The sequence below is a fragment of the Streptomyces sp. 3MP-14 genome (genome assembly GCF_006334905.2).
Taxonomy (GTDB): Bacteria; Actinomycetota; Actinomycetes; order Streptomycetales; family Streptomycetaceae; genus Streptomyces; species Streptomyces triticirhizae.
Genome location: NZ_VDLZ02000022.1, coordinates 56,531 through 80,638, shown reverse-complemented (window position 1 = coordinate 80,638; position 24,108 = coordinate 56,531). Strand labels below are relative to the sequence as shown.

At 73.6% G+C, this 24,108-nt stretch carries 20 protein-coding genes and 1 riboswitch; of the genes, 7 read left to right on the top strand and 13 right to left on the bottom strand.

Annotation, left to right across the window (positions count from 1 at the left end; all coding sequences use genetic code 11):
* Window positions 1-9 precede the first annotated feature (9 nt).
* On the bottom strand, window positions 10-912 hold the full coding sequence (locus FH609_RS28735; RefSeq protein WP_139674685.1) for a hypothetical protein: 903 nt from the start codon (window positions 910-912) through the stop codon (window positions 10-12).
* Between the two features lie 261 nt (window positions 913-1,173).
* Between FH609_RS28735 and FH609_RS28730 the strand changes: the two genes are divergently transcribed.
* Window positions 1,174-1,941 (top strand): S1 family peptidase, encoded by a 768-nt coding sequence (locus tag FH609_RS28730; RefSeq protein ID WP_139674683.1) that lies wholly within the window; start codon window positions 1,174-1,176, stop codon window positions 1,939-1,941.
* 68 nt (window positions 1,942-2,009) lie between these two features.
* On the opposite strand, the gene FH609_RS28725 is transcribed toward FH609_RS28730, so the two are convergent.
* Window positions 2,010-2,240: a hypothetical protein gene (locus tag FH609_RS28725; RefSeq protein WP_139674680.1), complete on the bottom strand. Its 231-nt coding sequence runs from the start codon at window positions 2,238-2,240 to the stop codon at window positions 2,010-2,012.
* A gap of 216 nt (window positions 2,241-2,456) precedes the next feature.
* Between FH609_RS28725 and FH609_RS28720 the strand changes: the two genes are divergently transcribed.
* The 3 genes from FH609_RS28720 (at window position 2,457) to FH609_RS28710 (ending at window position 5,267) form a co-directional block, all read left to right on the top strand.
* Window positions 2,457-3,083 carry an NADAR family protein gene (locus FH609_RS28720; protein WP_139674677.1) on the top strand — a complete coding sequence of 209 codons (627 nt, stop codon included), beginning with the start codon at window positions 2,457-2,459 and terminating at the stop codon, window positions 3,081-3,083.
* Window positions 3,084-3,269: 186 nt separating this feature from the next.
* Complete coding sequence (locus FH609_RS28715) at window positions 3,270-4,631, top strand: alkaline phosphatase family protein (RefSeq protein WP_139674674.1); 1,362 nt, start codon at window positions 3,270-3,272, stop codon at window positions 4,629-4,631.
* A 132-nt stretch (window positions 4,632-4,763) separates the two neighbouring features.
* Window positions 4,764-5,267 carry a cupin domain-containing protein gene (locus tag FH609_RS28710; protein WP_139674671.1) on the top strand — a complete coding sequence of 168 codons (504 nt, stop codon included), beginning with the start codon at window positions 4,764-4,766 and terminating at the stop codon, window positions 5,265-5,267.
* 20 nt (window positions 5,268-5,287) lie between these two features.
* Here FH609_RS28710 and FH609_RS31985 read toward each other — a convergent pair whose 3' ends face one another.
* The 6 genes from FH609_RS31985 to FH609_RS28680 form a co-directional block, all read right to left on the bottom strand.
* Window positions 5,288-6,823 (bottom strand): hypothetical protein, encoded by a 1,536-nt coding sequence (locus tag FH609_RS31985; RefSeq protein WP_226962021.1) that lies wholly within the window; start codon window positions 6,821-6,823, stop codon window positions 5,288-5,290.
* A gap of 198 nt (window positions 6,824-7,021) precedes the next feature.
* The gene (locus FH609_RS28700) at window positions 7,022-8,998 is read right to left on the bottom strand and encodes a hypothetical protein (RefSeq protein WP_139674668.1); all 1,977 of its coding nucleotides are present in this window, start codon (window positions 8,996-8,998) and stop codon (window positions 7,022-7,024) included.
* Between the two features lie 281 nt (window positions 8,999-9,279).
* The gene (locus FH609_RS28695; RefSeq protein ID WP_405379151.1) at window positions 9,280-9,567 is read right to left on the bottom strand and encodes a hypothetical protein; all 288 of its coding nucleotides are present in this window, start codon (window positions 9,565-9,567) and stop codon (window positions 9,280-9,282) included.
* Window positions 9,568-9,711: 144 nt separating this feature from the next.
* Window positions 9,712-10,116 carry a hypothetical protein gene (locus FH609_RS28690; protein ID WP_139674662.1) on the bottom strand — a complete coding sequence of 135 codons (405 nt, stop codon included), beginning with the start codon at window positions 10,114-10,116 and terminating at the stop codon, window positions 9,712-9,714.
* Window positions 10,117-10,336: 220 nt separating this feature from the next.
* Entirely contained in the window at window positions 10,337-12,649 is a 2,313-nt protein-coding gene (metE, locus tag FH609_RS28685; protein WP_139674659.1) for a 5-methyltetrahydropteroyltriglutamate--homocysteine S-methyltransferase, read from the bottom strand.
* Between the two features lie 159 nt (window positions 12,650-12,808).
* Window positions 12,809-13,054, bottom strand: a riboswitch (cobalamin riboswitch).
* A 320-nt stretch (window positions 13,055-13,374) separates the two neighbouring features.
* Window positions 13,375-13,881 (bottom strand): GNAT family N-acetyltransferase, encoded by a 507-nt coding sequence (locus tag FH609_RS28680; protein WP_139674657.1) that lies wholly within the window; start codon window positions 13,879-13,881, stop codon window positions 13,375-13,377.
* 228 nt (window positions 13,882-14,109) lie between these two features.
* Here FH609_RS28680 and FH609_RS28675 point away from each other — a divergent pair, with 228 nt between their 5' ends.
* The 3 genes from FH609_RS28675 (at window position 14,110) to FH609_RS28665 (ending at window position 17,986) form a co-directional block, all read left to right on the top strand.
* Window positions 14,110-16,074: an APC family permease gene (locus tag FH609_RS28675; protein WP_139674654.1), complete on the top strand. Its 1,965-nt coding sequence runs from the start codon at window positions 14,110-14,112 to the stop codon at window positions 16,072-16,074.
* Window positions 16,075-16,308: 234 nt separating this feature from the next.
* Window positions 16,309-17,178: a DUF5753 domain-containing protein gene (locus FH609_RS28670; RefSeq protein WP_139674651.1), complete on the top strand. Its 870-nt coding sequence runs from the start codon at window positions 16,309-16,311 to the stop codon at window positions 17,176-17,178.
* The gene (locus FH609_RS28665) at window positions 17,171-17,986 is read left to right on the top strand and encodes an SAM-dependent methyltransferase (RefSeq protein ID WP_139674648.1); all 816 of its coding nucleotides are present in this window, start codon (window positions 17,171-17,173) and stop codon (window positions 17,984-17,986) included. Before FH609_RS28670 ends, FH609_RS28665 begins: the two co-directional genes overlap by 8 nt.
* Window positions 17,987-18,136: 150 nt before the next feature.
* Here the strand turns inward: FH609_RS28665 and FH609_RS28660 are convergent, their stop codons facing one another.
* The 5 genes from FH609_RS28660 to FH609_RS28640 form a co-directional block, all read right to left on the bottom strand.
* Entirely contained in the window at window positions 18,137-18,727 is a 591-nt protein-coding gene (locus FH609_RS28660) for a GTP-binding protein (protein WP_139674645.1), read from the bottom strand.
* Window positions 18,708-19,094 (bottom strand): DUF742 domain-containing protein, encoded by a 387-nt coding sequence (locus FH609_RS28655; RefSeq protein WP_226962020.1) that lies wholly within the window; start codon window positions 19,092-19,094, stop codon window positions 18,708-18,710. The genes FH609_RS28660 and FH609_RS28655 overlap by 20 nt, the downstream gene beginning before the upstream one ends.
* 4 nt (window positions 19,095-19,098) lie before the next feature.
* Window positions 19,099-19,527 (bottom strand): roadblock/LC7 domain-containing protein, encoded by a 429-nt coding sequence (locus tag FH609_RS28650; RefSeq protein ID WP_139674642.1) that lies wholly within the window; start codon window positions 19,525-19,527, stop codon window positions 19,099-19,101.
* Complete coding sequence (locus tag FH609_RS28645; RefSeq protein ID WP_139674639.1) at window positions 19,524-22,547, bottom strand: nitrate- and nitrite sensing domain-containing protein; 3,024 nt, start codon at window positions 22,545-22,547, stop codon at window positions 19,524-19,526. The genes FH609_RS28650 and FH609_RS28645 overlap by 4 nt, the downstream gene beginning before the upstream one ends.
* A 331-nt stretch (window positions 22,548-22,878) precedes the next feature.
* Complete coding sequence (locus FH609_RS28640) at window positions 22,879-24,087, bottom strand: NAD(P)/FAD-dependent oxidoreductase (RefSeq protein WP_139674635.1); 1,209 nt, start codon at window positions 24,085-24,087, stop codon at window positions 22,879-22,881.
* Window positions 24,088-24,108: the final 21 nt, after the last annotated feature.

Below are 24,108 nucleotides of genomic sequence, written 5' to 3'. Positions count from 1 at the left end.
GGTGACCCGTCACGTCAGCTCCAACTCGATCGCATAGAGCACCCGGGCCATGCCCTCGGCGGCCATCCGGGTCAGCTCGTTGTCGTCGTGGCCCGCGCCGCCCCTGACCGCGACGGCCGCCGTGACGGTCCCGATGCGGGAGGTCACCCAGAGATGGGTGTACGGGCCGGCGTCGGGCCCGGTCCACTCGCCCATCTCGAAGACCGACGCGTTCGCGTTGAGCACCTCCTCCTCCGGGTACTCCATCGCCATCAGCCCGGACAGGCGCTGCCCGGCGCCGAGTTCCTGCTCCGGGCAGCGGAAGCTCTCCTGGAGCGCGTCGTCCAACTCGGCGTCGGCGTCCTCCTCGGAAGCATGCGCCGAGACGGTCACCGTGGCGCGCACCTCGCCCGCCGCATCGCTCTCGGGGAGCAGATAGCGGCGGGTGAACGAGTCCAGCACCGTCGCCGGCAGCCCGGTGCTCGACCAGGAGCAGTCGTCGGCGAGCACCGACCAGCCGCCGGGCACCTCGTAGGGGTCGTCCGGGCCGAGCCCCGGCCACCAGATGTCGGGCTCCAGCTGGGCGCCGCTGGTCAGCTCGCGGGCCCGCTCGGCGGTGGTGGGCACGCGCTCGGGGTTGGGCGTGAAGGTGTACGCGTCGGGCAGCTCGCCGATCGCCTCGCCGTCGTCGTCACCGTTCCCGTCGCCGTTGCTGTCGCCGTCACCGTTCCCGTCGCCGTTGCCGTCGCTGCCGCCTTCGCCGGCGTTGGCGTCCGGGCCGGCGGAGCCCTTCTCGGCCGGGGGACTCTCCTCGGCGCCGCGCCGTTCCTCGCCGTCCGGATCGGCACCGCCGCCCCCGCAGCCGACCAGCAGCAGCAGCGCGGCGGCGCACAGCGCCGGCACGGCTCTCGGCCCGTTCCACCCCTGCGCCATGCCCCTCCCCCGTCCTCGGCCGTCCGGCCGAACCCCCTGCGCGGCGGGGTGAGTTGGGCAGGTGTAACGCCGCGTTCTCCCCCCGGAACACCCGGATTATAGGGCGGGGCGGGGGCCGGCGGCGGGGTCAGCCGGTCACGCTTGGGTACCGGAGCGGGGCGGGAGCTGGGAGGATGGCCGAGGCCGCCCGAGTTGTCATGGGCACGCCCCGAGCCTGCTTCGAGGCGGTCACCCTTCGTCCCTTTCCCTCCGGGAGGACCCGTGAGCATCGCACGCCCCGCTTCCCGCACCCGCTCCGCCCGCCCCACCCGGCCGCCGGCCGCGCTCGCCGCGCTGCTGACGGCCCTGATCTGCCTGTTCGCGCTCCCGACCGGCGGCACCGCGCAGGCCGCCGGCGCCGAGGCGCCGCCCACCGCCGACGCGTTCCTGCTGCGACCGGCCGCCGACGGGGACGGGCCGGGTGCCCAACTGGCCGGCGGCGACCCGGTGTTCTCCAGCGGCGGCGCCACCTGCACGGTGGTCGCCAACCTCCGGGTCGGCAACGAGCCCCACGGCCTGCTGCCCGGCGCCTGCACCGAGAGCTTCCCGCACTGGTACGCCGACCCGGGGCGCACGGTGCCGATCGGGCCCACCACCAGCTCCCGGTTTCCGACCCACGGCACCTTCGGCTACGAGAACCCGGACATCCCCGTCGAACAGACCCCGAACTGCGGCGGCGCCATCCTCACCTCGGTCGGCGACCCGACCGTGGGCCAGGTCGTCATGCGGGGCAGCCGAACGACCGGTTGCCAGTCAGGGACGGTCGTCGGCGTTAACGTCACGGTCAACTTCGGTGGCGGGCTGATCGTGACCGGCCTGATCCAGACCAACCTCTGCGCCGAGCCCGGCGACCCGGGCGGGGCGCTGACCGCCGGCACCACCCTGGTCGGCATCCCGGTCGGCGGCAGCGGCAACTGCTCCAGCGGCGGCACCAGTTACTACCAGCCGGTCGCCCCGGTGCTCAACGAGCTGGGCGCGACCCTCATCTGACCGGGGAACGGGGGCGGCTGCGCGGTCGAGGGGGGCGCGCCGGCCGGCGCCGGGCCTGGCCCCTCGGCTCAGTACTCCTCGGCGTCCCTGACCTCCTGGAGGTAGGCGTTGGCCGAGGCGCCCTCGTCCACCAGGTCGGGGGCGAGGTCGAGGGAGGCGAGCAGCGCGGCGCCGCGCCCCTCGGCCGGCTCCCAGCGCTCGGCGATGATCCGCTGTTTGTCCTCGGGCTGGCTCTCCAGCCACTGCCGGTTGTCGGGGCTGAGCTGCCGGAGGAAGTGGGCGAGCGGGTCACCGGACATGGCCGACGTCTCCTGACCTTCGAGGGGTGGGCGCCGGCCGGCGCCCACGACGGGCATCAGCCTTCCCGAGGGACGCCCAGGGGCGCGGGCCCGCCGGCCGGGCGCCGCCCGATTCTCACCCGCGCGGACGAGGGCGCGCGCGCCGGGGCGTACTGGCCGGCGCGCGCCGGCGGTTAACCCATGGCCCGCGCCCCGTTCAGCCGCCAGGCTGGGCGCATGGCTTCCCACGACCACCCGGACCACGACGGCCAGGACCACGACGGCCAGGACCACGACGGGCAGGACCCGCCCGCCGATCTCGCCGAGCTGTGCCGCTGGGAACGGGCCGGCCGCCGGCTGAAGTACCTGTGTTTCTGGGGGCATCGGCCCGGCCGGGGCGGCGGGGTCGGGCCCTGGGTCCTCAGCCAGTGGTGGCCGGCCCCGTTCACCGTGGACGGCGTGCGCTACGCCACCGCCGAGCACTTCATGATGGCGGCGAAGGCCCGGCTCTTCGGGGACGAGGAGACGGCGGCCCTGGTGCTGGCCGCGCCCCACCCGGGCGCGGCGAAGGACCTGGGGCGGCGCGTGGCCGACTTCGACGAGGAGGTGTGGCGGGCGCACCGGCTGGAGATCGTGATCCGGGGCAGTCTCGCCAAGTTCGGTCAGGACACGGCACTTTCCTCCTATCTGTTGGGCACGAGGGGGCACGTTCTGGTCGAGGCCAGCCCGTTGGACCGCGTCTGGGGCATCGGCCGCGCGGTGGACGATCCCCTCGCCACCTCCCCGAGCCGCTGGCGCGGCGAGAACCTGCTGGGCTTCGCGCTGATGCGCGCCAGGAGCGCGCTGGCCGAAGGCGCCGGCTGAACGCTCGGGCTGAACGTGCGGCCCGCGCGGCGGGCCGGGCACACCGACTGAACGTGCGGGCTGACCGCGACGGCTGAGCGTTCTTCCGGGAGCCGCGCGGGCGCCATGTGGCGTTGGCCCCGGGCCTCTTCGATCGTCCCCGGCGGGCCGCCGAGCGGCGGCGGCCCCGTACGGGAGGCGGTCACCATGCGGGCCAGACAAACGATCGACGCGCTGTCGGACCGGAGGCGGGGCGGGCTGACGCCGCTGGCCGTGCTCACGGTGCTCACCGTGCTCGCACTGTGCGCGGTGCTGCTGGCGGGCGGCGCGGCCCGGGGCGCCCAGGCCGCCACCCGTGGCGCCGGCCCGGCGCCGCGCGCCGACCATGTGGTGCTGCTGGTGTGGGACGGGTTCGACCCCGCCTACCGGCACCGGGTGGCGACGCCGAACCTGGACGCGCTGGCCGAACGGGGCTTCGTCGGCACCAGCCTGGGCGTGGCGCAGTCGATCACCAACCCGTCGATGTCCACGCTGGCCACCGGCGCCTTCCCGGAGCGGCACGGCAACACCGCCTATGTCTACGACCCGGCGGCCGGGGCCGCCGTGGGGCAGAGCCGCGCGCTGGCCGTGCCCACGCTCGCCGAGTCGCTGGCCGCGCAGGGCAGGACCCTGGCCTCGGTGCAGTGGTTCATCCTCCAGGACCACGGCGTGCGCTACGGCGATCCGCGCGCCCTCTACACGCAGCCGGGCGGCACCTGCGCCGACCGCGTCGACCAGTTCGGCGAGCTGCTGGCCGGGCGGCCGGTGGACTCGGGCGGAACCCCGGTCAGCGTGCCGGAGATTCCCGACCTGACCGCCGTGTACTGCGACGACCTGGACGCCCTGGGGCACCGGGTCGGGCCCAACGACCCGTCGATCGACGCCCAGATGGCCGAGATGGACCGGCAGTTGGGGCGCGTGGTCCAGGCCACCCGGGACGCCGGGATCTTCGAACGCACCGCCTTCGTGCTGGTGGGCGACCATGGGATGACCGAGTTCGACCGGGCGTTCGGCGCGGAGTTGCTGGACGCGATCGCGTCGGCCGGGCTGCGGGGCGAGTTCCTGACCAGCGGCCGGTCGCCGGCGCCGGAGACGGACGTGGCCGTGGTCGTCGGCGGCAGCGCCAGCCTGCACTTCCTCGGCGACGCGGACAACGCGCGGAACGTGGCCAGGGTGCGGTCGGCCGTCGCCCGACTGCCCCAGGTGCGGGCCGTGTTGGGCGCCGGCGAGCAGCGACTGCTGCGGATGAGCCCGGCCATGGGCGAGCTGGTGGTGGAGCCACGGCCGGGGTGGACGGCGGCGGCCGAGGCGCCGGCGGCGCCCGCCGGGCGGCACGGCTCGACCAGCGAGGCGCACGCCACGCTGCTGGTCGCGGGCGCCGGCGTGCGCGCCGGGGGCTTCGCGCTGCTGCCGCGCCATGTGGATGTGGCGCCGACCGTCTCGGCGTTGCTCGGCGCCGAGCCGCCGGCCGGGGCGCAGGGCCGGGTGCTGTGGGAGGCGCTGCGCCCCGCCGGAGGGCTTCCGGACTGACCGTTCCGGGTTTCGGCCGGGGCGTAGGTCCCCGGTCCTCGGCCCGGGCCGGCCCGGGACCGTCCGCAAGCCCGATGGCCCCCTCCGGGTGCGGGAGCCACGATGTGTGGAGCCAGCGAAGAGGAGCGCGTCATGTCGTACCCGGAACGCCTCGACTATCCGGAAGCCCGCTACCACGGCGACAGGGGCGAGGTGAACGCGGTCTTCCGCCGGGCCGACCGCCCACCGGACATCTCCTCACCCGGCGGCTCCACCCACTACCTCGCCACCCACGAGTCGACCGGCGGCGAGTTCGGCCTGTACCGGGTGGAGTTGGGTGCGCGGTCCGCCGGGGCCAGAACCCACTTCCACCGGGCGATGTCCGAGTCCTTCTATATCCTCTCCGGCGAACTGGAGCTGTACGACGGCGAACGGTGGGTCACCGGCCGCGCGGGCGACTTCCTGTATGTGCCGGCCGGCGGCCTGCACGCCTTCAGGAACGCGTCCGCCGAGCCGATGTCCATGCTCATGCTCTTCTCCCCGGGCGCGCCACGCGAGGAGTACTTCGAGCGGGTGGCTGAGGTGGCGCGGCGCGGTGGCGAGGAGCTGAGACGGTTTCGGGTCCGCCACGACAGCTACTTCCTGGAGGACCTGTAGCGCGGCAGCCGGCCGCGCGGTCAGGTCCGGGGGGTGGTGTAGAGCGCGGGGCGTTCGTCCCCGGGTGGGGTCTCGATGATGGGAACGGGCTTGCCGCCGGGGTCGCCGGCGCGGTCGACGGTGAACTCCAGGGTGCCGCTGGCGGCGGGCACCGCGTTGTCCAGGTGGAGCAGGAACAGCGCGTCGGTGACCCGGCTCGGGGTCAGCGGCTCCTCCGGCGCCTGGGCGTGGGTGAGCCGGATGGCCTGGACGGCGACGGCGAGCGCGTCGTGGTTGGCCACCGCGTAGCCGTCCCTGAGCGCGGCCGGGACGTCCTCCTCGAACGGGACGTGCTCGTCGAAGGCCGCGTAGAAGTCCGCGAACCCGGCCGGCGCCTCGGAGTTGGCACCGCCGTCGGCGGACCAGGCCGGGTCCATGGCGGACGCCTGGACGACGGTGATGTGGCTGTCCGCCAGCCGCTCGCGTTCGCTCTCGTCGATCACCGGGCCGGTCTCGGCGAAGAGCACCGAGATCGGCCGGCCCCGGCAGGGTCGGCTGTGCAGGGACTCGACGAAGGCGTCGAGGTCGGCGGCGCGGCCGGCGAAGAGCACCATGTCGGCCTCGGTGGCGCAGACGTTCTGCACGGCGGCGCGGAAGAGCGCGGGCGCGGCGGACTCGCCGATGCTGGTGCCCTGGAACGGCTGGTCCGGGTTGTCCCCCAGCTCGGTCGCCAGCTCGGCGCGGAACGCGTCGGTGAGCGTGGTGACATGGAGGTCGGGCGCGCGGGTGTCGTGGACCAGCACCGCCTCGTCCAGCTCGTCGCGGGCGTGGACATAGGCGGCGAGCGCGGTGACGAAGTCGGTGTTGCTGGCGGTGACGCGCACCAGGCCGGGGATGGTCTCGGCGTTGAGCCGGTCGGCGCTGGCGGAGGCGGCTACCAGCGGGATGCCGTGCTCGGCGAGGCGTTCGGCCGCCGCCCTGCTGTGCTCGCTGCTCATCGACAGGCCGGCGACGGCGACCAGGGGAATGTCGTCGTCGGTCATGCCGACCAGCCGGTCCACGGCCGGCTCCCACTTGTCGTGGCGGGAGCCGGCGTTGGCCAGCAGGAGTTGGATCTGCGGGGTGGGGTCGCCGAGTTGACGGCCGTGGTTGGCGCGCATCTGGGCGGTGTAGGCGCCCTCCAGCGCGTGGAGCACCCTCGTCGGCGAGTGCGGGCCGCGCTCGTCGGCGGTCAGGGTGGACAGCAGCCCCACCTTGACGGCGGTGCCGCCCTCGTCGGCGACGCGCTCGTTCTCCCGCTGGATCAGCTGCTGGATCTCGCGGAACCGGTCGGCCAGCGCGTCCCCGGCCTCCGGGGGCAGGAACGGGGGCGAGCCATCGCTGACTCCGACACATTCGCCGCCACGATCGGTCAACTCCGATCCGCCGCAGTCGCGTTCGGCCAGCCAGTCGCGCACGAGGAGCAGCGCGGCGACCGCCACGACGGCCACGAGCAGCCCGGAGAGCACCCACAGGCCCCGCCGGCGCGGCGGCTCCCAGGACCCCTTGCGGTCGGTGGCCTCGGACGAAGGAAGCATCTGCTCTCCTCGGATGCGATCGGAAGGGGCCTCTTCGGGTCGGGTTCAGGTCGGGTTCAGGTCGGGGTCGGGGTCGGGGCCGGGTCGCACGGCCGGGTCGGGGGGCGGTCGGAGCGCGTCGGAACGGGGCGCGGCCGGTGCGGGTTCCGGTCCGGTCCAGTGCGAGTTCCGGGCCGGGCCGGGCCGGGCCGGCGCCGGTCAGGCCCACCACTGGGCCTGGCGCCGGTACTCCCGCACCGACTCCTGGAGCACCACCAGCCCGTCGGGCGAATGCGAAGCCAGCGCCGCCAGCGCGTTGGCGACCTGGGTGTAGAGCAGTTCACGGGCCGTGCCGTGGAGCGGGTCGCTGACGATGCGGAGCGCCGCCAGCAGGTGCGTCATGCGGGTCGTGGTCTCCTCGCCCAGCGAGGCGGGGCCCGTCGCCTCCCGCGTGAGGGCGTGGAACAGGGCGTGCGGCGGCTGGCGTTGCGCCTCCACCGAGCCGAGCGGGGCGCGCGCGACCTCGTCCAGCAGGGCCAGCCACTCGGCGCCCGGCGTCCTCGGCAGCAGCTCGGCCAGCTCGACGGCGACCTCGCGCACCTCGCCGAGCGCCAGCCGGTGGTAGAGCCGCCCGGCCAGGTCGCCCCGTTCCGCGCAGTGCTCGTGCAGGCTGGCGTGGGCCTCGCGCCACTCCTCCGGGGCGCGGGCGAGCCGGCGGCGCAGCAGCCGCAGCAGCACCGCCGAGCCGGCGCCGGCCGACGGGTCCCAGGGCTCGACGCCCTCCTCCCAGACCACGCTGGCGAGCCCGGAACGCTGGCTCAGCCAGAGCGACTCGGCCGTGTTCCGGCCGGCGGCGCAGCGGGCGATGACGTCCAGCCGGCCGTCCGCGTCGGGCAGCAGCCGGTGCAACAGCCGCTGCTCGGCGGTGCGTCGGGCCGCCGTCGGATCGTGGGCGCCGCCGCCGGCCGGGTCGGGCACCGGCTCCTCCAGCAGCTCGGCGACTGATTCGGCGCCGTCCCGCCGGGCGGCGAGGGCGGCGGCCAGCACGCCGACCGCCTCGGGGTGGCCCCCGGTGAACTCGTGGACCAGCCGCGCCAGTCGGCGGTCGGCCGGGCCGCGCACGGCGGCGTCGCTGAGCAGCCGCTGAACGTCCACCCTGGCCAGGTCGGGGAGCCGGTAGCGCAGCCAGGCGGGGAGTTCGCGGGCGTTCGCGGGCGGGGGGCTCTCGTCGAGGGGGGCCTCCGGGGTGTCGGCCAGCTCGGGCGGCGCGACCCGGCCGGTGGCGACCACGGTCAGCGGCTCGGCCCTGGCGCCGGGCTCCAACGGGGGGCGGGCGTCGAGCAGTCGGCCGAGGAAGGCGCGGCCGGCCGGGGCGTCCACGTTGTCCAGGAGCAGCAGCGGCGTGGGCAGCGCGTGCACCCGGCGCGGGGAGTCCCGCAGGTCGGCGAGGAACGCCTCGCAGAGCAGCTTGTCGACGTTGTCCCGGGCGGCGCGCAGCCGGGCGTCAAAGCCGGGCGGGGCCCCGGCGCCGGCGATGCCCCCGGTGACGCGCAACTCCCTGGCCCAGGTGTTCAACTCGATCAACGTGTCCAGCGCGTGGTCGGTCCTGCCCCGGTCCCGGTGGCCGAACCACACCTGGGAACGGCGCGGGAAGGTGGGGAAGACCAGGGCCAGCCCGGCGGCGACGGCCTGGAGCGGCAGCCGGAACAGGAGCGTCATGGCGCCGGCCGTGACGCCGGCCTCGGGAGGCTCCCCGGTGAGTTCGCGCAGGAAGCGCTGCGGCCACCGGGCGCCGCGCCGCTGTCTGAGGCGCTGCCGCAGGGCCTCCCTGCTCTGCTCGAAGTCCCCGCCGGGCAGGGTCTGTTCGGCGACGAGCAGGGCGATCAGCAGGCGGGGGAAGCGCAGCCTGCCGTAGCGCGGGCGGTAGCGGGTGAGGCGCTCGGCCAGCACGGTGAGGGTGTGCGGGATCTCGTCGTAGCGGCTGTCGGCGAAGTCCACCCTGGCGTAGGGGATGTACTGGTTGACCCGGTCGTCGAGGACCTGGAGCAGCAGGGACTTGCCGCTGCCCGGGCCGCCCTGGAAGAAGACCACGGGGCGGCGGCTGCCGGGCGGGTACGCGCGACCGGCGCGGGTCAGCGCGTGCACACCACGGATCGCGGCCTCCCGCTCGAAGACGGGTTGTCGTGTGGCGACCATGTGGTCCTCCCCCTGCCTCACGGTGGCGGGCGGCGCACGCCGGCGCATGAAGGCACCGAGTGACGCGACCGTCACTCCTCACCCCACGTACCCCGAGTTTCGCGTGTCACACCGGGACCCCTCCCGGTATTCGCACCCGGTGTCACCCAACGGGCCGTCAACGCGCGCTTGACAGCCGCCGGTTGGCGCCCGCCCCCGGCCGGCGCGTGGCACGGCCGGGGGCGGGCGCCCGGCGGGGACCGGCGAGCCCCGGCGCGGGGCCGGTCGGCCGGGCCGGCCCCTCAGTGCCGCATCAGCGAGCGGACCATCCGGCACGTCGTGTCGGAGGGGTAGCGCACGCCGATCAGCGGGGCGAGCGCGCGTATGCGCTCGTTGCTGGCGCCGGCCGGATGGTAGACGCCGGTGTCCAGCAGGGCCGTGGCCAGTCGCAGGGCCTTGAGCCTGCGGTTGTGCGACTCGTACCAGGCGCGGGGCTGCCCGGCGGGCAGGGGCTTCCTGCGCAACTCGGGGGCGGACAGGGGAAGCGAGAGGGGAAGCGGAAGCGGTGTTGCGACAGCGGCCATCGGCACCTCCGGGAACGACGGCTGACCATTCGAACGCTTTCGATTCTACGGGCAGCCACTGACAATCCCCGCTGGTCAGCGATGGTCAGAGGGACGGGAGTTGAGCCTCAGGACGGGTGTGGTCGAAGGGGATCAAGAAGCGGTCGCCCATCACTCGACGGGCGGCGGGCCCTCGATGCCCCACACCGCGAGGGAGCGGGTGAACGGATGCTTGGCGACGACCAGTCCACCGGCGGCGAGCAGTTCGGAGAGCGCGTCCTCCATCGCGGTCAACGTGGTGTTGCGCAGCTTCTCGGCCGGGCCGTCGGGCCGTTCGTCCTCCGCCGTGGCCCACAGCTCGGCGGAGGTGCGCCACCGGATCACCACATGGTCGACCGGGCCCTCGCCCGGGCCCTCGCGCTCCAGGCAGACCCCGACCCCGCCGGTCTCGGCCGCCAGGGGCAGCCCCACCAGGCGCACCGCCTGGCGCACGCGCTCCACCAGGTGCGCCGGCAGCTGCCGTTCGTCCGACGTCGGGGCCGGTTGGCCGTTTCTGCTCCGTGTGTCACCGCTCACACCCTCAGCCTGCCGCAAGCACACCCGCAGGGGAATCGTTCTCCCGCAACTTCGTTCCCACCGGCCCCCGCAGGCGACGCGGCGGCCCGGCCCCGCCGAGCCCGGCCCCGCCGAGCCCGGCCCCGTTCCGGCCGAAGGAGAACCTCCTCCGACCGGAACGGAACGGAACGGACGGGACGGGAGAACGGACCGGGTCACCGGCCCGGAACGGACCGTCGGATCAGACCAGTTCGGCCCGCAGCGTCCGCGCCGCCTCGACCAGGTGGGTCAGGGCGTCGCGCACCTCCGGCCAGGCCCGGGTCTTGAGGCCGCAGTCCGGGTTGACCCAGAGCCGCTCGGGCGGAATCGCGGCCAGGCCGGCCCGCAGCAGGCCGACGATCTCCTCGCCGTCGGGCACCCGCGGGGAGTGGATGTCGTAGACCCCGGGACCCACCTCGCGCGGATAGCGGGCCGCCGCCAACTCGTCGGCCACCCGCATGTGGGAACGGGTCGCCTCCAGGCTGATCACGTCGGCGTCCAGGTCGTCGATGGCCTGGAGGATGTCGCCGAACTCGGCGTAGCACATGTGGGTGTGGATCTGGGTCTCGGCGCGTACCCCGCCGGTGGTGAGGCGGAACGCCTCGGTGGCCCAGTCCAGATAGGCCGGCTGGTCGGCGGCCCGCAGCGGAAGCGTCTCCCGCAGCGCCGGCTCGTCCACCTGGATCACGGCGGTGCCGGCCGCCTCCAGGTCCACCACCTCGTCCCGCAGGGCGAGCGCCACCTGGCGCGCGGTCTCGGCGCGCGGCAGGTCGTCGCGGACGAAGGACCAGGCGAGCATGGTGACCGGCCCGGTGAGCATCCCCTTGACCGGGCGGTCGGTGAGGGACTGGGCGTAGCGGGTCCACTCCACGGTCATCGGCGTCGGGCGGGAGATGTCGCCGGCGAGGATCGGCGGCCGGACGTAGCGGGTGCCGTAGGACTGGACCCAGCCGTGCTGGGTGGCGAGATAGCCGGTGAGCTGCTCGGCGAAGTACTGCACCATGTCGTTGCGTTCGGGCTCGCCGTGCACCAGCACGTCCAGGCCGGCCTTCTCCTGGAAGGAGATCGTCTCCCTGATCTCCTCCCGCACCCGCTCCTCGTAGCCGGCGGCCTCCAGCCGGCCGGCCCGCAACTCGGCGCGCGCGGCGCGCAGTTCGGTGGTCTGCGGGAACGAGCCGATGGTGGTCGTCGGCAGCGGCGGCAGCGCCAGCCGGGCGCGCTGGGCCGTGGCCCGCCGGGGGTAGGGCTCGGGGCGGCGGGTGTCCGCCGGGGTGACGGCGGCAGCGCGGGCGCGCACCGCCGGGTCGCGGGTGATCGGGGAGCCGGAGCGGGAGGCCAGGTCGGCCCGGTTGGCGGCGAGTTGGGCCCCGATCGCGTCCGCGCCCTGGGTGAGGCCCCGGGCGAGGGTGACGATCTCGGAGACCTTCTGGCGGGCGAAGGACAGCCAGCGCAGGATCTGCGGGTCGATGTCCCGCTCAACGGAGGCGTCCAGCGGAACGTGCAGCAGCGAGCAGGAGGCGGCGACATCGACCCGGTCGGCGAGGCCCAGCAGGGTGGCCAGGGTGGCCAGCGAGCGCTCCAGGTCGTTGATCCACACGTTGCGGCCGTTGACCACGCCGGCGACCAGCCGCTTGCCGGGCAGGCCGCCGGCGGCGGCGAGGTCGTCGAGGTTCCGGGCGGCGGGGCCGGTGAGATCGAGGGCGAGGCCGTCGATCGGGGCCTTGGCCAGCACCGGCAGCGCTGCGCCCAGCCGGTCGAAGTAGGAGGCGACCAGCAGTCGGGGGCGGTCGGTGAGGGTGCCCAGCTCGCGGTAGGCGCGCTCGGCGGCGGAGAGTTCGGCGGGCGTGCGGTCCTGCACCAGGGCGGGCTCGTCCAGCTGGACCCACTCGGCGCCCCGGGCCCGCAGGTCGGCCAACACCTCGGCGTAGACGGGGAGGAGGCGGTCCAGCAGGGTCAACGGCTCGAAGTCCTCGTCGACGCCGGGGGCCGGCTTGGCCAGCAGCAGGTAGGTGACGGGGCCGACCAGCACGGGGCGCGCGGTCAGGCCCAGCGCCAGGGCCTCGGCGAACTCGGCGCACTGCCGGCCCGAGTCGGCGGAGAAGACCGTGTCGGGGCCCAACTCGGGGACCAGATAGTGGTAGTTGGTGTCGAACCACTTGGTCATCTCCAGGGGCGCGACGTCCTGGGTGCCGCGCGCCATCGCGAAGTAGCCGTCCAGCGGGTCGGCGTCGAAGGCGGCGCGGTGCCGGGGCGGGATGGCGCCGACCATCACGCTGGTGTCCAGCACCTGGTCGTAGAGCGAGAAGTCCCCGGTGGGAACCTCGTCCAGGCCGGCGTCGGCGAGCTGGCGCCAGGTGGTGGCGCGGAGTTCGGCGGCGGTCGCCAGCAGGGTGTCGGCGTCGAGGCGGCCCTTCCAGTAGCGCTCGATCGCCTTCTTGAGCTGCCGGTCGGAACCCTGGCGGGGATAGCCGTGGACGGTGGCCCTCACTGCCGCGGCTGCGGGCTGAGCGGTCAAGGAACTCTCCTTCGCGAGATGTGTCCCGTCTGGCCGGAGACCGGGAACGGGCGCGAAGGCGTGGCAACGGCGGTGCTCCGCGCGGCCGTTGGGCACGCGAGGTACACGCGTCGTGTTCACGCGACCCGCCCACGAGGTCACCGAACCACCGCGCGCGACGGTCGCGCACGGGCAGGTGGCAGGTCTTCGGACTCGCGGGCAGCCGCACCGGAACGCGCTCGTCGCCGAGCGTGCTCGCGTCGCGGACCTACTGGCCGTCGCTTCCCAGGCCCGAACGGGGCCCAGTGCGTCTGACGGCGGTCGTTCCCACTCACCGCTGCGGGGCAGTGCCGGAATCCCACCGGCTTCCCTCTTCACGACGCGCCTGCCTGGCGGACAGGGCGAACCAGCTGCGCCCACCAGCGTAGCGCCTCCGCCCCTCGCGGTGGGGTGCTCGGCGAACTCACCCAGCCGGCGGGCCGGTTGGCGGGGCCGCCGGGTGGGTCGGGGCGGGAACGGGCGGGCTGGACAGCGAACCGGGAGCCGCACTTCTCGTGCCTGAATCGTCACGTTGAGCAACATACCCCCTTGTGACGCTCCGTGTCCAATGCTAGACTCGGCGTCACCCTCCGCGACAGTGGTGGAGGGTGAGGACCGGGAGAGACAGCACCGTGCACACACTCTTCGAGGGCGAACTATGCGCGGAGCACGCCCAGTTCACCGTGGTCAGCGGGGCCGTTGGCGGGTCACCGGCTCCCGCCGTGCGCCAGGTCGCGCCGGTACCAGGTGCCCGGCTTGCCGCCGAGGTCGGCCGGCTCGGCGGGGCCGACCGGCACGAATCCGGCCTTGGTCAGCACCTTCTGGGACGCGACATTGTCCCGGGCCGCCGCCGCCCGCAGGGTTCGCAGCCCGTGGCTGGCCACCGCCAGCCGGCACAGCTCCCGCACGGTCGCGGTCGCCAGGCCACGGCCGGCGACGTGCCGCGCGACCCGGTAGCCCAGTACGGCGGTGCCGTCCTCCAGGTCGAGCAGGTTGAACCGCCCCAGGACCGACCCGTCCTCGGCCACGAGCACATAGAAGCAACTGACGCCGGCCTCCTGCTCCGCCAGCAGGGCACCGTGTCGTTCGGTGAACCGGTCGAAGTACGCATCGCCACGGTCCGGTACGGAGGCCGCGAAGTACGCGCGGTTCGCCCGCTCGAAGGCCAGAACCGCCGGGGCGTGGTCGGCGTGGAGGCGCTTCAGCTCGGGCATCGCCCCACCCTACTCAGGCCACGCGCCGAGGCCACCCGGGTTCCCGCCGCGCCGGGAGGCCGCGCCGAGGCGCCCCCGGCGCCCCGGCCGTCGCGACGCCCCCGCCGTCCCAGCGTCCCGGTACGGCCGCGCCCCCGCCCGCTTCCCGCTCCGGGCGTGGGCCGCCGTTCGTGGTGTTCTCGGAGCGCCTTCCCGGTGCCGGTGGTGGGCGTGGTCTGGGATGGGCCCATGACCAGCGGGGACGACACCGGGTTCGAACGGTCGAGATGGCTGCGGTTCAAGGACGTCGTGCTGGGCCCGCCGCTGCGGGTCGCCGACCTGCCGCAGGAAAAGCTGTCCAACCGCGCCGCCCTCGGGGTGCTCGCCTCCGACGGCCTCTCCTCCACCGCCTACGGCGGCGAGCAGATGCTGCGGGTGCTGGTCCCCGTCGTCGGCACGGCCGCCTTCAGCCTGCTGCTGCCGCTGACCGGCGCGCTGCTGCTGGTGTTGCTGGTGCTGACCATCACCTACGGCGACGTGGTCACCCACTACACCAGGGCCGGCGGCAGCTATGTCGTGGCCAAGGAGAACTTCGGCCCCCGGGTGGCCCAGATCGCGGCGGTCGCGCTGCTGGTCGACTACATCGTCACGGTCGCGGTCCAGGCGGCGGCCGGCGCCGACGCGTTGATCTCGCTGGTGCACCTGATCGGCGACGGCTGGCCCGGCATCAACGCGGTCAAGCTGCCGGTCACCGTGGCGATCGTGCTGGTGCTGGCCTACGGCAACCTGCGCGGGGTCCGCCAGGCCGGCCGGGTGTTCGCGGTGCCCGCCTACCTCTTCGTGGCCGCCGTCACCGCGATGCTGCTGGTCGGCCTCTGGCGCGCCGCCACCGGCGGCCTGCCCCGGGCCGATACCCACGCCGAGGGCGCGCTGGAGTTGGGTACCTCGGGCGACGGGCTGCTCTACGGCGCGACGGTGTTCGTGGTGCTGCGCGCGTTCGCCAACGGCGGCGCCTCGCTCACCGGCCTGGAGGCCGTCTCCAACAGCGTCTCCGTCTTCCGGGAGCCGCGCGGCGTCAACGCCCGCCGCACGCTGGTGGTGATGAGCCTGCTGCTGGCCGGGATGATCGGCACCGTCGCCTGGCTGGCGGCCGTCACCCACCCGGTTCCGTTCACCGACGGCAGCCCCACGGTGATCGCGCAGGAGGCCCACATGGTCTTCGGCGACGGGGTGTTGGGCGTCGCGGCGCTGGTCTTCGTGCAGGTGGCGACCGCGCTGATCCTGTTCACCGGGGCCAACACCCCGTTCTCCGGCTTCCCGTTCCTCGCGGACTTCGTCGCCGAGGACCGCTTCCTGCCGCTGCGGCTGACCCGCAGGGGCCAGCGGCTGGCCTACTCCGGCGGGATCATCGCGCTGACCGTCGTCTCGGTGGCGCTGCTGGTGGTGACCGGCGCGCAGGTGGAGCACCTGGTGGCGCTCTACGCGATCGGCGTCTTCACCGGCTTCGCCATGGCCGGCGCCGGGATGGCCGTGCACCACCGCAGGGAACGCGGCCCCCGCCACCGGCTGCGGACGTTCGGCAACGCGGTGGCGGCCGTGGTCTCGGCGGCGGTCGTGCTGATCTTCGCGGTCACCAAGTTCACCGAGGGCGCCTGGCTGGTGGTGCTGGTCTTCCCCGCCGGGGTGTGGACGCTGATCCGGATCAACCGCGAGTACCGCGAGGAGGCCGCCGCGCTGCGCGCCGTCGAACGGCACGGCGCCGACCTGCCCACCTGGCGCCGCCATGTGGTCCTGGTGCTGGTCGACGCGCTCGACCTGGCCGCGCTGCGCGCCCTGCGCTACGCCCACACCCTGCACCCGGACGAACTGCGCGCCGTGCACGTGGCGTTGGACCCGGTGCGCGCCGAACGGCTGCGGCGGCGGTGGGCCGACAGCTCCACCACCTCGGTGCCGCTGCGGGTCCTCGACTGCCAGGACCGGCGGCTCGCGGCGGCCGTCGCCCGCACCGCCGTGGCCGAGACCGCCGACGGCGAGACCGCGTTGACCCTGCTGCTGCCGCGCCGGCTCTACCTCACCCGCTGGGGCAAGCTGCTCCACCCCCACCAGGGGGAACGGATCGCCAGGGCCGTCGAACACCTGCCGGCCACGGCCGTCACCATCCTCCCCGTCGACGTGGGCAGCACCGCCCGCAGGGTGCGCGCCATCAAGCGCTGATCGCCGCTGATCGCCGCTGATCGTCGAGGAGCGCCGCTGATCGCCGAGGAGCGCCGCCGAGAACCGTCGTCGGGAACCGGAGGTGTACCGGAAACGTCCAGTGGGCGGCAACTGTTCGCGGATTCCCGGGGGTTCGCACTACGCTGCCTTGCCGGCGGCGCCGTTCGTCACGTTCTGCGAGTGACAGAATGAACAAACACGACAGTGCGGGAACGGGAAGAGAAGGGGTCGGTCATGTCGACTGGTCGCGTGCCCGCGACGGCCAGCCGGCTGTTGCTGGGAGCCAGACTCCGCGCGCTCCGGCTGTCCGCCGGCCTCTCGATGGCCCAGGCGGCCTGCGCGCTCGACATCTCGCCGTTGACCCTGCGCCGCGTCGAGGAGGGGCGGGCCGCCCTGGCCGCCGACCAGCTGCCGCCCCTGCTGGCCGCCTACGGCCGCCGCGACCCGGCGGAGAACGCCGAGCTGCTGCGGCAGGCCGAGCGCGCCAACCGGCCCGGCTGGTGGGAGCGTTACCGGGACGTGCTGCCCGACTGGCTCGCCGACCACATCGCGCTGGAGGAGCACGCCCAGTTCGTCCGCGTCTACGCCCCGGCCGTCATCCCCGAGCTGCTCCAGAGCCCCGGCTACGCCCTGGCCCTGCTGCGCATCCAGCACCCCGACGACCCGCCCGAACTGCTCACCCGCCGCGTCGAGTTGCTGGTCGGCCGGCAGGCCGTTCTGGAGCGCGCCAACCCCGCGCCGCCCGCCGTCTGGGCGCTGGTCGAGGAGGCGACGCTGCGCCGCCGGGTCGGCGGCCCCGCCGTGATGCGGGAGCAGTTCGCGCATCTGCGGCGGCTGGCCGAACGCCCCGGCGTCACGATCCGGGTGATGCCGCTGCACACCCCGCACTCCGCGCTGCTGTGCGGGCCGGTCCAGATGATCCGGTACCGCCCGTCGGACCTGGCCGACCGGGTGCTGCTGCGCACGCTCGACGGCGCCGAGGTCAGCGAACGGCCCGACGTCGTCCGCCAGTACCTGATGGCGCTGGACTCGGCGGCGTCCGTTCCGGATAGCCTGCCGATCACGGACTGGATCGCCAAGTGGGAGGAACGAGCCGTTGCTTGAGGAACAGATCGACCCGAACAAGCCCGACCCGGCGCGGGTCTACGACTGGTTCCTGGGGGGCAAGACCTCCTACCCGGCGGACGAGCAGGCCGGGCAGTTCGTGGCCAACATCTGGCCGGGCGTGAAGACGGCGGCCCGGGCCAACCGGGCGTTCATCCACCGCGCGGTCCGCTGGCTGGCGGGCGAGGCCGGCATCCGCCAGTTCCTCGACATAGGCACCGGCATCCCCACCGAGCCCAACCTGCACCAGACCGCGCAGGGCGTGGCGCCCGAGTCCCGGATCGTCTACACCGACAACCGGCTGATCGTGCTCCGCTACGCCGAGGCGCTGATGACCGGCACCGCCGAGGGCCGCACCGCCTATCTGCACGCGGACTTCTTCGACCCGCCCAGCATCCTCGACAGCCCCAAGCTGGCCGAGGTGCTCGACCTCGACCGGCCGATCGCGCTGTGCCTCAACGCGCTGCTGCACTACATCGCCGACGAAGCCGAAAACGGCGTGCCCGCCCACGAGTTGGTCGCCCGGTACGTGCGCGCCCTGCCCTCCGGCAGCTATGTGGTGATCACCCATGTGACCAGCGACTTCGACCCGCCGACCTGGGAGCGCATCGCCAACATCGACCGGGCGGCCACCGGCCAGATGGGGCAGATCAGGAACGGGGAGGAGATCCGGCGGTTCTTCGACGGGCTCGAACTGGTCGAGCCCGGCCTGGTGCCCCCGCAGGACTGGCGGCCCGACGGGCCGGTGCCGCCGGAGGCGACCCACGCGACGGTCTCCATGTGGGCCGGCGTCGCCCGCGTGCCCTGAGCCCCACCCCGAACGCGGGCGCCCACGCGTCCCGTGTGCCCTGAACGCGCGTCGCCCCGGCCGCCGGCGGTCTCGCCGGTTGCCGGGGCCACCCCGTCGCCGCCGTCAGACGGCACGCGCGCCGGCAACGGCCCGCGCGCGCCCGCGCGTTCAGTGGACGGCCACCGCCTTCGCCGACTCCAGCAGGGCCAGCAGCACCTTCTTGCTCGACTCCCGCTGCCGCACGTCGCACATCACCACCGGGGCCGGCTTGCGCAGGTTCAGCGCCGCGTTGACCTCCTCGGCCGTGCACTGCTTGCGCCCGTAGAAGCAGTTGATGCCGATGGCGAACGGGATGCGCCGCTGCTCGAAGAAGTCGACCGAGGCGAAGCTGTCCGCCAGCCGGCGCGGGTCCGTCAGCACCACGGCCCCCAGCGCGCCGGCCGCCAGGTCGTCCCACATGAACCAGAACCGCTCCTGGCCAGGCGTGCCGAACAGGTACAGCACATGGTCGGCGTCGAGGGTGATCCGGCCGAAGTCCATGGCCACGGTGGTGGTGGTCTTCTCCGGGATCTGGGCGAGGTCGTCCACGCCGACGCTCGCCTGCGTCATGTACTCCTCGGTCTCCAGCGGGGGAACCTCGCTGACCGAGCCGATCATGGTGGTCTTGCCCACCCCAAAACCACCGGCGACCAGGATTTTCAGCGCCGTTGGCATCGCCAGCTGCGCGCCCCCCGGCTGGCTATAGCCTGCGGATTCCATTGATGACCCTCTCCAGTAGTTCCACACTGGGGGCTGACGCCTCATGACTCGGCTTTTTGACAGAGATCATGGACTTGTCGAGCAGATCCCCGCAGAGCACTTTCACCACACTGGCCGGCAGGTCAAGCCGCGCCGCGATTTCGACGATCGCCAGTGGGCGTTCCTGAGTTAAATCGAGGATGGCGGTCAACTCCGGTTGTTCACGACGCCTGTCCAGGGCGCGCGAGGCCGGCAGGGCAACCACCAGGGTGATCAGGGCGAAGTCCGAACCGTCCGGGGAGGTGCGGCCCCCGGAGATAGCGTAGGGGCGGACGAGGTAACCGGACTCCTCATCGAACCACGAGACTTTCTTCTTCCCGATCGACACCGAATTAGTGCCCCGAAGCCGTGGCCGACGAGGGCTCGGTCCGAGGGGCGGCGCTGAGGTACTCGCCGACCTGTTGCACGATTCGGGTCATCTCGTAGGCCGCCATCCCCGCGTCGACCTTGTCGGAGGTCAGCACGGCCAACTGGGCGCGCTGGCCGGCATTGGTGACGAAGAGGAAGGCGTTGTCCATCTCGATGACGGTCTGCCGGACGTGTCCCCCGTGGAAGCGCAGCGAGGCGCCACGGGAGAGGCTCTGGAGACCTGAGGCGACGGCCGAGAGGTGCTCGGCGTCGTCCCGACCGAGGGCGGAGGAACGGGCGAGGGGCAGCCCGTCCTGGGACAGCACGATGGCGTGGTGGACCTCGGGCACCCCGGCCACCAGGTTGTCCAGAAGCCAGCCCAGGTGGGCACTGGCGTGGGTCTGGTCGGTCATCGCTGATCCTTCCTCGCAGTTCCTTCCGCATCGGCTTCGTATCCGGCGGGTTGCGCCTGCGGGTCATGTCCTTCGGCAGGGGGTGCGGGCTGGGTGGCGCGGGCGCGTTTGTTTCCGGACTGGATGGCCGCCATGGTGGCGCCTGCCCGACCGGGGGAGAGGGGACGGGACAGGGCCTCGTCGTCCGCCCCCGGGCGCAGGTGCGCCTCCGCGCGGAGCTGCTCCGCCAGACGTTCTCCCCGCACGCGCACGGGGAGTTTCAACGGGGTTCCCGACCCGGCGCCCGGCTGGGGGGTCGCCTCGATGGTGCGGGGTGGTGCCTCGGTCGCGGGGGGTGTGACATCCGTATGTGCACGGGGCATATCTTCCGCCGTCCGGACCGACTTGTCGATCGGCGCCCCCCCGTGCGCGGTGCCCCGGGTGGGGAGGCCGCTCTCGGTCCTGGGAGCCGCGACCCGGGAAGGGGCGGGCCCGCCGGCCGTGCGCGGGGCCGGGCCACGGCTGCCCGACTGGGGGGCCGGGCGTTCCGAACGGCCGCCGGGACCGGGCGGGTTGGGCGTGCTGGGTGGGTTGGGCGTGTTGGGCGTGCTGGGCAACAGGCCGGCACCTCCGTACGCGGGGTATCCGCTGTCGTCGTAGACGGTGGGCGGGTGGGGCAGTGCCTCCGTTTCGACGTCGTGCGGCTCCGCCAGGGGCGCCATGGGCTCGTGCTGTGGCGCGACGGCCTGGCCGCCGGGCAGGCCGTGGCCGCCGTCGACGCCGTGACCGGTGTCGAGGGTGCCGCCGTCGAGGGCGAAGGCGTGACCCTCGTCGTAGGTGTGGCTCCCGTCGTAGGCGTGGCCGTCGTCGAGCGCCGGGGTGCGCTCCTCCTCGGGGGCGCGCGTCAAACCGCTCGCGCCGATGCCGGCCGGGGCGCGCTCGGGGCGCTCCTCGCCCGGCACGGGCGCCGGTTCCAGGCCGCCGCCGATGGGGCGGTGCGGCTGCGGCGGGTCGATGTCCGCCGCGTGTTGCATGGTGAGGGCCTGGGTGGTCTCCACCTCGGTCTGCCCCGCCTCCGAGGTGGCCTGGGCCGTGTCGCCCATGATCCCGGAGAGGATCGAGGAGCCCTCCTCCAGCAGCTCGTGCGGCAGCAGCACGACGGCGAGCGTGCCGCCGTACGGCGAGGAGCGCAGCACCACTTCGAGGCCGTGCCGCTTGGCGAGCCGGGCGACCACGAAGAGGCCGAGGCGGGGCGCCTCGCCCAGGGTCATCATGTCCAGCTTGGGCGGGTCGGCCAGCAGGTTGTTGAGCCGGGTGTACTCGGCCTCGGACATGCCCAGGCCCCGGTCGATGATCTCCACCGCGACCCGGCCCTTGGCCACCGTCTGGGCGCTGACCGAGACCTTGGTGTCCGGCGGCGAGAACGAGGTGCCGTTCTCGATGAGTTCGGCCAGCAGGTGCACGACGTCGGCCACCGCGCGGCCGGTCAGCGCGACCCGGGGCACCGGCGGCGCCTCGACGCGGCTGTAGTCCTCGGTCTCGGAGATCGCGCTGCGAATCACCTCGTAGATCGGGACCGGTTCGCCCCAGCGGCGGCCCGGCATGGCGCCGCCCAGGATCAGCAGGTTCTCGGTGTGGCGGCGGACGCGGGTCGCCAGGTGGTCGACGGCGAAGATGTCCTTCAGCAGCCGGGAGTCCTGGTGCTCGCGTTCCAGCTTGTCCAGCTTGGGGATGATCCGGTTGATCAGGATCTGGGTGCGGCGGGCCAGGCCCAGGAAGACCGTCTCGGAGCCCTCCCGGCCCCTGGCCTGCTGGACGATGGTGTCGACGACCCGCTGCCGCTGCCGGCGCAGCGCGGCGGCGAGCCGCCCGATCTCGTCGTCGCCGAAGGACCGCTCGGCCGGCGCGGCCGGGGGCTCCAACTGGCCCTCGCGGCCCATCCGTTCGACGAGCTGGGGCAGCGTCACGTCGGAGACCTCGTCGGCCGCCTCGCGCAGCGCGCCGATCCGTTCCAGCAGCGAACGCACATAACGCGCCGTCAGCACGCCGGCGGCGACCAGCGCGGCCAGGGCCAGCAGCGTGCCGAGCGCGGCGCCGAGGAGCATACGCGAAGCCTGGCTCGACGCCTGGGAGTTCGCGGAGGCGAACGTGTCGTCGCTGAGCTGCCACAGCTCGGCGCCGACGCTCTCGGCGGACTCGCGCCAGCCGTCGGCGTCCGAGGGCAGCGCGGTCGCGCCGCCCTCGCCCGGGGTCTCCACGGCGATCAGCTCGGCGACCTGGGAGGTCTCGGTGAGGCTCTCGAAGGCGTCGGCCTGGTTCTGCGGCAGGTCGCCGATGTTCAGCGCGGTGCGGGTCTGGACCTGGAGCGCCAGCGCCTGGGCATATGCCTGGGCCACGGCCTGCTGGTCGGCGCCCTCCTCGGCGGCCGTGTACAGCAGCGCGTCCTGGCGGGAGAACGCCTCGGCCAGCTCGATCAGGTCGGTGGCCGCGGCGGCGCGGTGGCTCAACGCGCCGTCGTCGCTGCGGTGGGCCGCGTCCAGCAGGGCGATGGCCTCGCCCACGGTGTCGCTGAAGGCGCGGTGGGTCTCGGTGCCGGTCAGCTCGCCGGCGTCCACGGCGGTGCGGCGCTGGTCCAGCTCCGTCAGCGAGCCGTCGAGCCGGCCGGCCCAGCTGCGGAGCGTCGAGCTGCCCGAGGCCAGTTCGGAACGCGCGGAGCGGAACCGGTCGGTGGCCTCGTCGGTGGCGGCGCGGGCCTCCTCGACGGCGTCCCTCGACTCGGCGTCGTCGGCCGCCAACCAGGCGGCGGTGGCGGTGCGTTCGTCCTGGAGGCCGGCGATCAGTTCCCGGGTGGGGGCCCCGACCGATGCGGCGCGATCGGCGTCGGACCTGAGCTTGAGACTCTCCCCAACCAGATCACTTCCCGCCCAGCCCCACAGGGCGGTGAGCGTGAGCGCGGCGATGAGGACCGGCAGAACCAGCGAAATCCGGAGAGATCTACGCGAAGTTCTGGGATCTCTGCGTCGGTCGCGTATGCCTGACATCTGATTCCTCGGGGGCGGCGGAACGATGATAGCGATAAGGGACACCCACAGCAGGGATGCGTACAATGTCCGGTTGCTACAGTGGAAATGTCGTTTTCGCAGCGTAACGCCACGTCAACTAACGTCCAACCCGGTGCACCGTACCAGGTCACGTCGAACGCGTTCGGCCAAGGGCGTTGATCTCGAACGACGCCATCCGCCCTGTCAACCACCGCCGTTGCCGCGGCCTCGAAACGGAACGCGAGGCCGCCCCCCGGACCCCACACCTCCCTTCACGGATCTCGCGCAGTTTCCCAACGGATCACAGCGTTTCACCACAGCCTTCAACAGCTCACAACAACGCCATCAGCCGTGGCGTGTACAGCGACTCGAACGACCCGACGCCGGCGACCAGGTCGAAGTAGATCGAGGTCAACTCCTCGTCCTGGCGCACCGCCCGCAACAGCGACAGCCGCTCCTCGTGCACCTCCAACTGGGCGACGCTCAGGGTCGCTTCGAAACCACCGGTCAACGCCTTGTCCCGGTCGGCGGCGAAGGCGTCGAGCGCCTCGTCCAGCCGCGCCGGGTCCGCGAGCCCGTCGCCGATGTGCCGCACCAGCGACTCCGCCTGGTAGAACGCGTCGCTGATCCCGCGTGCCGTGATCGAGTCCTTGTGGTGCCCGGCGTCCCCGACCAGCGCCCAACCCGGGCCGGCCGCCTGCCGGAAGAAGTTGCGCTGGTCACCGGTGCCGCGCAGCCGCTCGACCGGCCGCCGGCCCGCGATCCGGTCGTACAGCTCGGGCGCCGTGCTCCTGACCTGCTCGATGTGGGCCGCCTCCGCGTCCCGGCGCACCGCGTCGAACCGCGCCTGCGGGAAGTACGCCAACACCAGCGTCGCCCCCGCGTTGGTCGGCACGGCCGCGACCCAGGCGCCGGGCCGCTCGTACAGTTCCAGGCACGCCGGAAGGTCATCCCAGTAAGCGTAGTAAGCGCAGGTGAGCGTGGGTTTCCGGGAGGTGAAGGGAGCGTCACACAACTCGGCGACCCGCGACCGCATCCCGTCGGCGCCCACCACCAGCCGGGCCCGCTCGGTGAACGTGCCACCCCGGTGGGTACCCGTCACGCCGACCACCCGGCCGTCCGCGTCCCGCAGCAGTTCGGTGACCGTGCACCGCTCCCGGAACTCGACGCCGGCGGCCACCGCGCCCTCCAGCAGGATCGCGTCGAGCACGAAGCGGCGCGGCGCGAAGCCGGCCCGGTACCCGTCAACGCCCCGCCCGCAGCCGGTCAGTTCGACGTCCCCGACCCGGTACAGCACCCGGTCCAGCGGCGGACAACCGGAATCCGCCACGCGCTCCAACAGGCCCCAGCGCCCCAGCGCCGCGACGCCCGGCTGATGCACGAGATGGGTGGAGAGGGTGTCCGAGGGGAATTCCGCCCGGTCCAGCAGCAACACCCGGTAGCCGGCCCTGGCCAACAGCATCGCCGTGGGGGAACCGGCGCAGCGCGCGCCGACCACGATGGCGTCGAACGCGTCGCGCCCACCGTGCGCGTCATTCATGGTGTCAGCCTCACAGTTTCG

What these genes read in the sequence shown, in the direction of transcription:
- FH609_RS28720 (WP_139674677.1), top strand. Translation starts at nt 2,457, where the DNA reads ATGGCTTCCCACGACCACCCGGACCACGACGGCCAGGACCACGACGGC.
- FH609_RS28645 (WP_139674639.1), bottom strand. Translation starts at nt 22,547, where the DNA reads ATGTCAGGCATACGCGACCGACGCAGAGATCCCAGAACTTCGCGTAGA.
- FH609_RS28650 (WP_139674642.1), bottom strand. Translation starts at nt 19,527, where the DNA reads ATGACCGACCAGACCCACGCCAGTGCCCACCTGGGCTGGCTTCTGGAC.
- FH609_RS28640 (WP_139674635.1), bottom strand. Translation starts at nt 24,087, where the DNA reads ATGAATGACGCGCACGGTGGGCGCGACGCGTTCGACGCCATCGTGGTC.
- FH609_RS28680 (WP_139674657.1), bottom strand. Translation starts at nt 13,881, where the DNA reads ATGCCCGAGCTGAAGCGCCTCCACGCCGACCACGCCCCGGCGGTTCTG.
- FH609_RS28725 (WP_139674680.1), bottom strand. Translation starts at nt 2,240, where the DNA reads ATGTCCGGTGACCCGCTCGCCCACTTCCTCCGGCAGCTCAGCCCCGAC.
- FH609_RS31985 (WP_226962021.1), bottom strand. Translation starts at nt 6,823, where the DNA reads ATGCTTCCTTCGTCCGAGGCCACCGACCGCAAGGGGTCCTGGGAGCCG.
- FH609_RS28670 (WP_139674651.1), top strand. Translation starts at nt 16,309, where the DNA reads ATGTCGACTGGTCGCGTGCCCGCGACGGCCAGCCGGCTGTTGCTGGGA.
- FH609_RS28700 (WP_139674668.1), bottom strand. Translation starts at nt 8,998, where the DNA reads ATGGTCGCCACACGACAACCCGTCTTCGAGCGGGAGGCCGCGATCCGT.
- FH609_RS28710 (WP_139674671.1), top strand. Translation starts at nt 4,764, where the DNA reads ATGTCGTACCCGGAACGCCTCGACTATCCGGAAGCCCGCTACCACGGC.
- FH609_RS28735 (WP_139674685.1), bottom strand. Translation starts at nt 912, where the DNA reads ATGGCGCAGGGGTGGAACGGGCCGAGAGCCGTGCCGGCGCTGTGCGCC.
- FH609_RS28715 (WP_139674674.1), top strand. Translation starts at nt 3,270, where the DNA reads ATGCGGGCCAGACAAACGATCGACGCGCTGTCGGACCGGAGGCGGGGC.
- FH609_RS28675 (WP_139674654.1), top strand. Translation starts at nt 14,110, where the DNA reads ATGACCAGCGGGGACGACACCGGGTTCGAACGGTCGAGATGGCTGCGG.
- FH609_RS28660 (WP_139674645.1), bottom strand. Translation starts at nt 18,727, where the DNA reads ATGGAATCCGCAGGCTATAGCCAGCCGGGGGGCGCGCAGCTGGCGATG.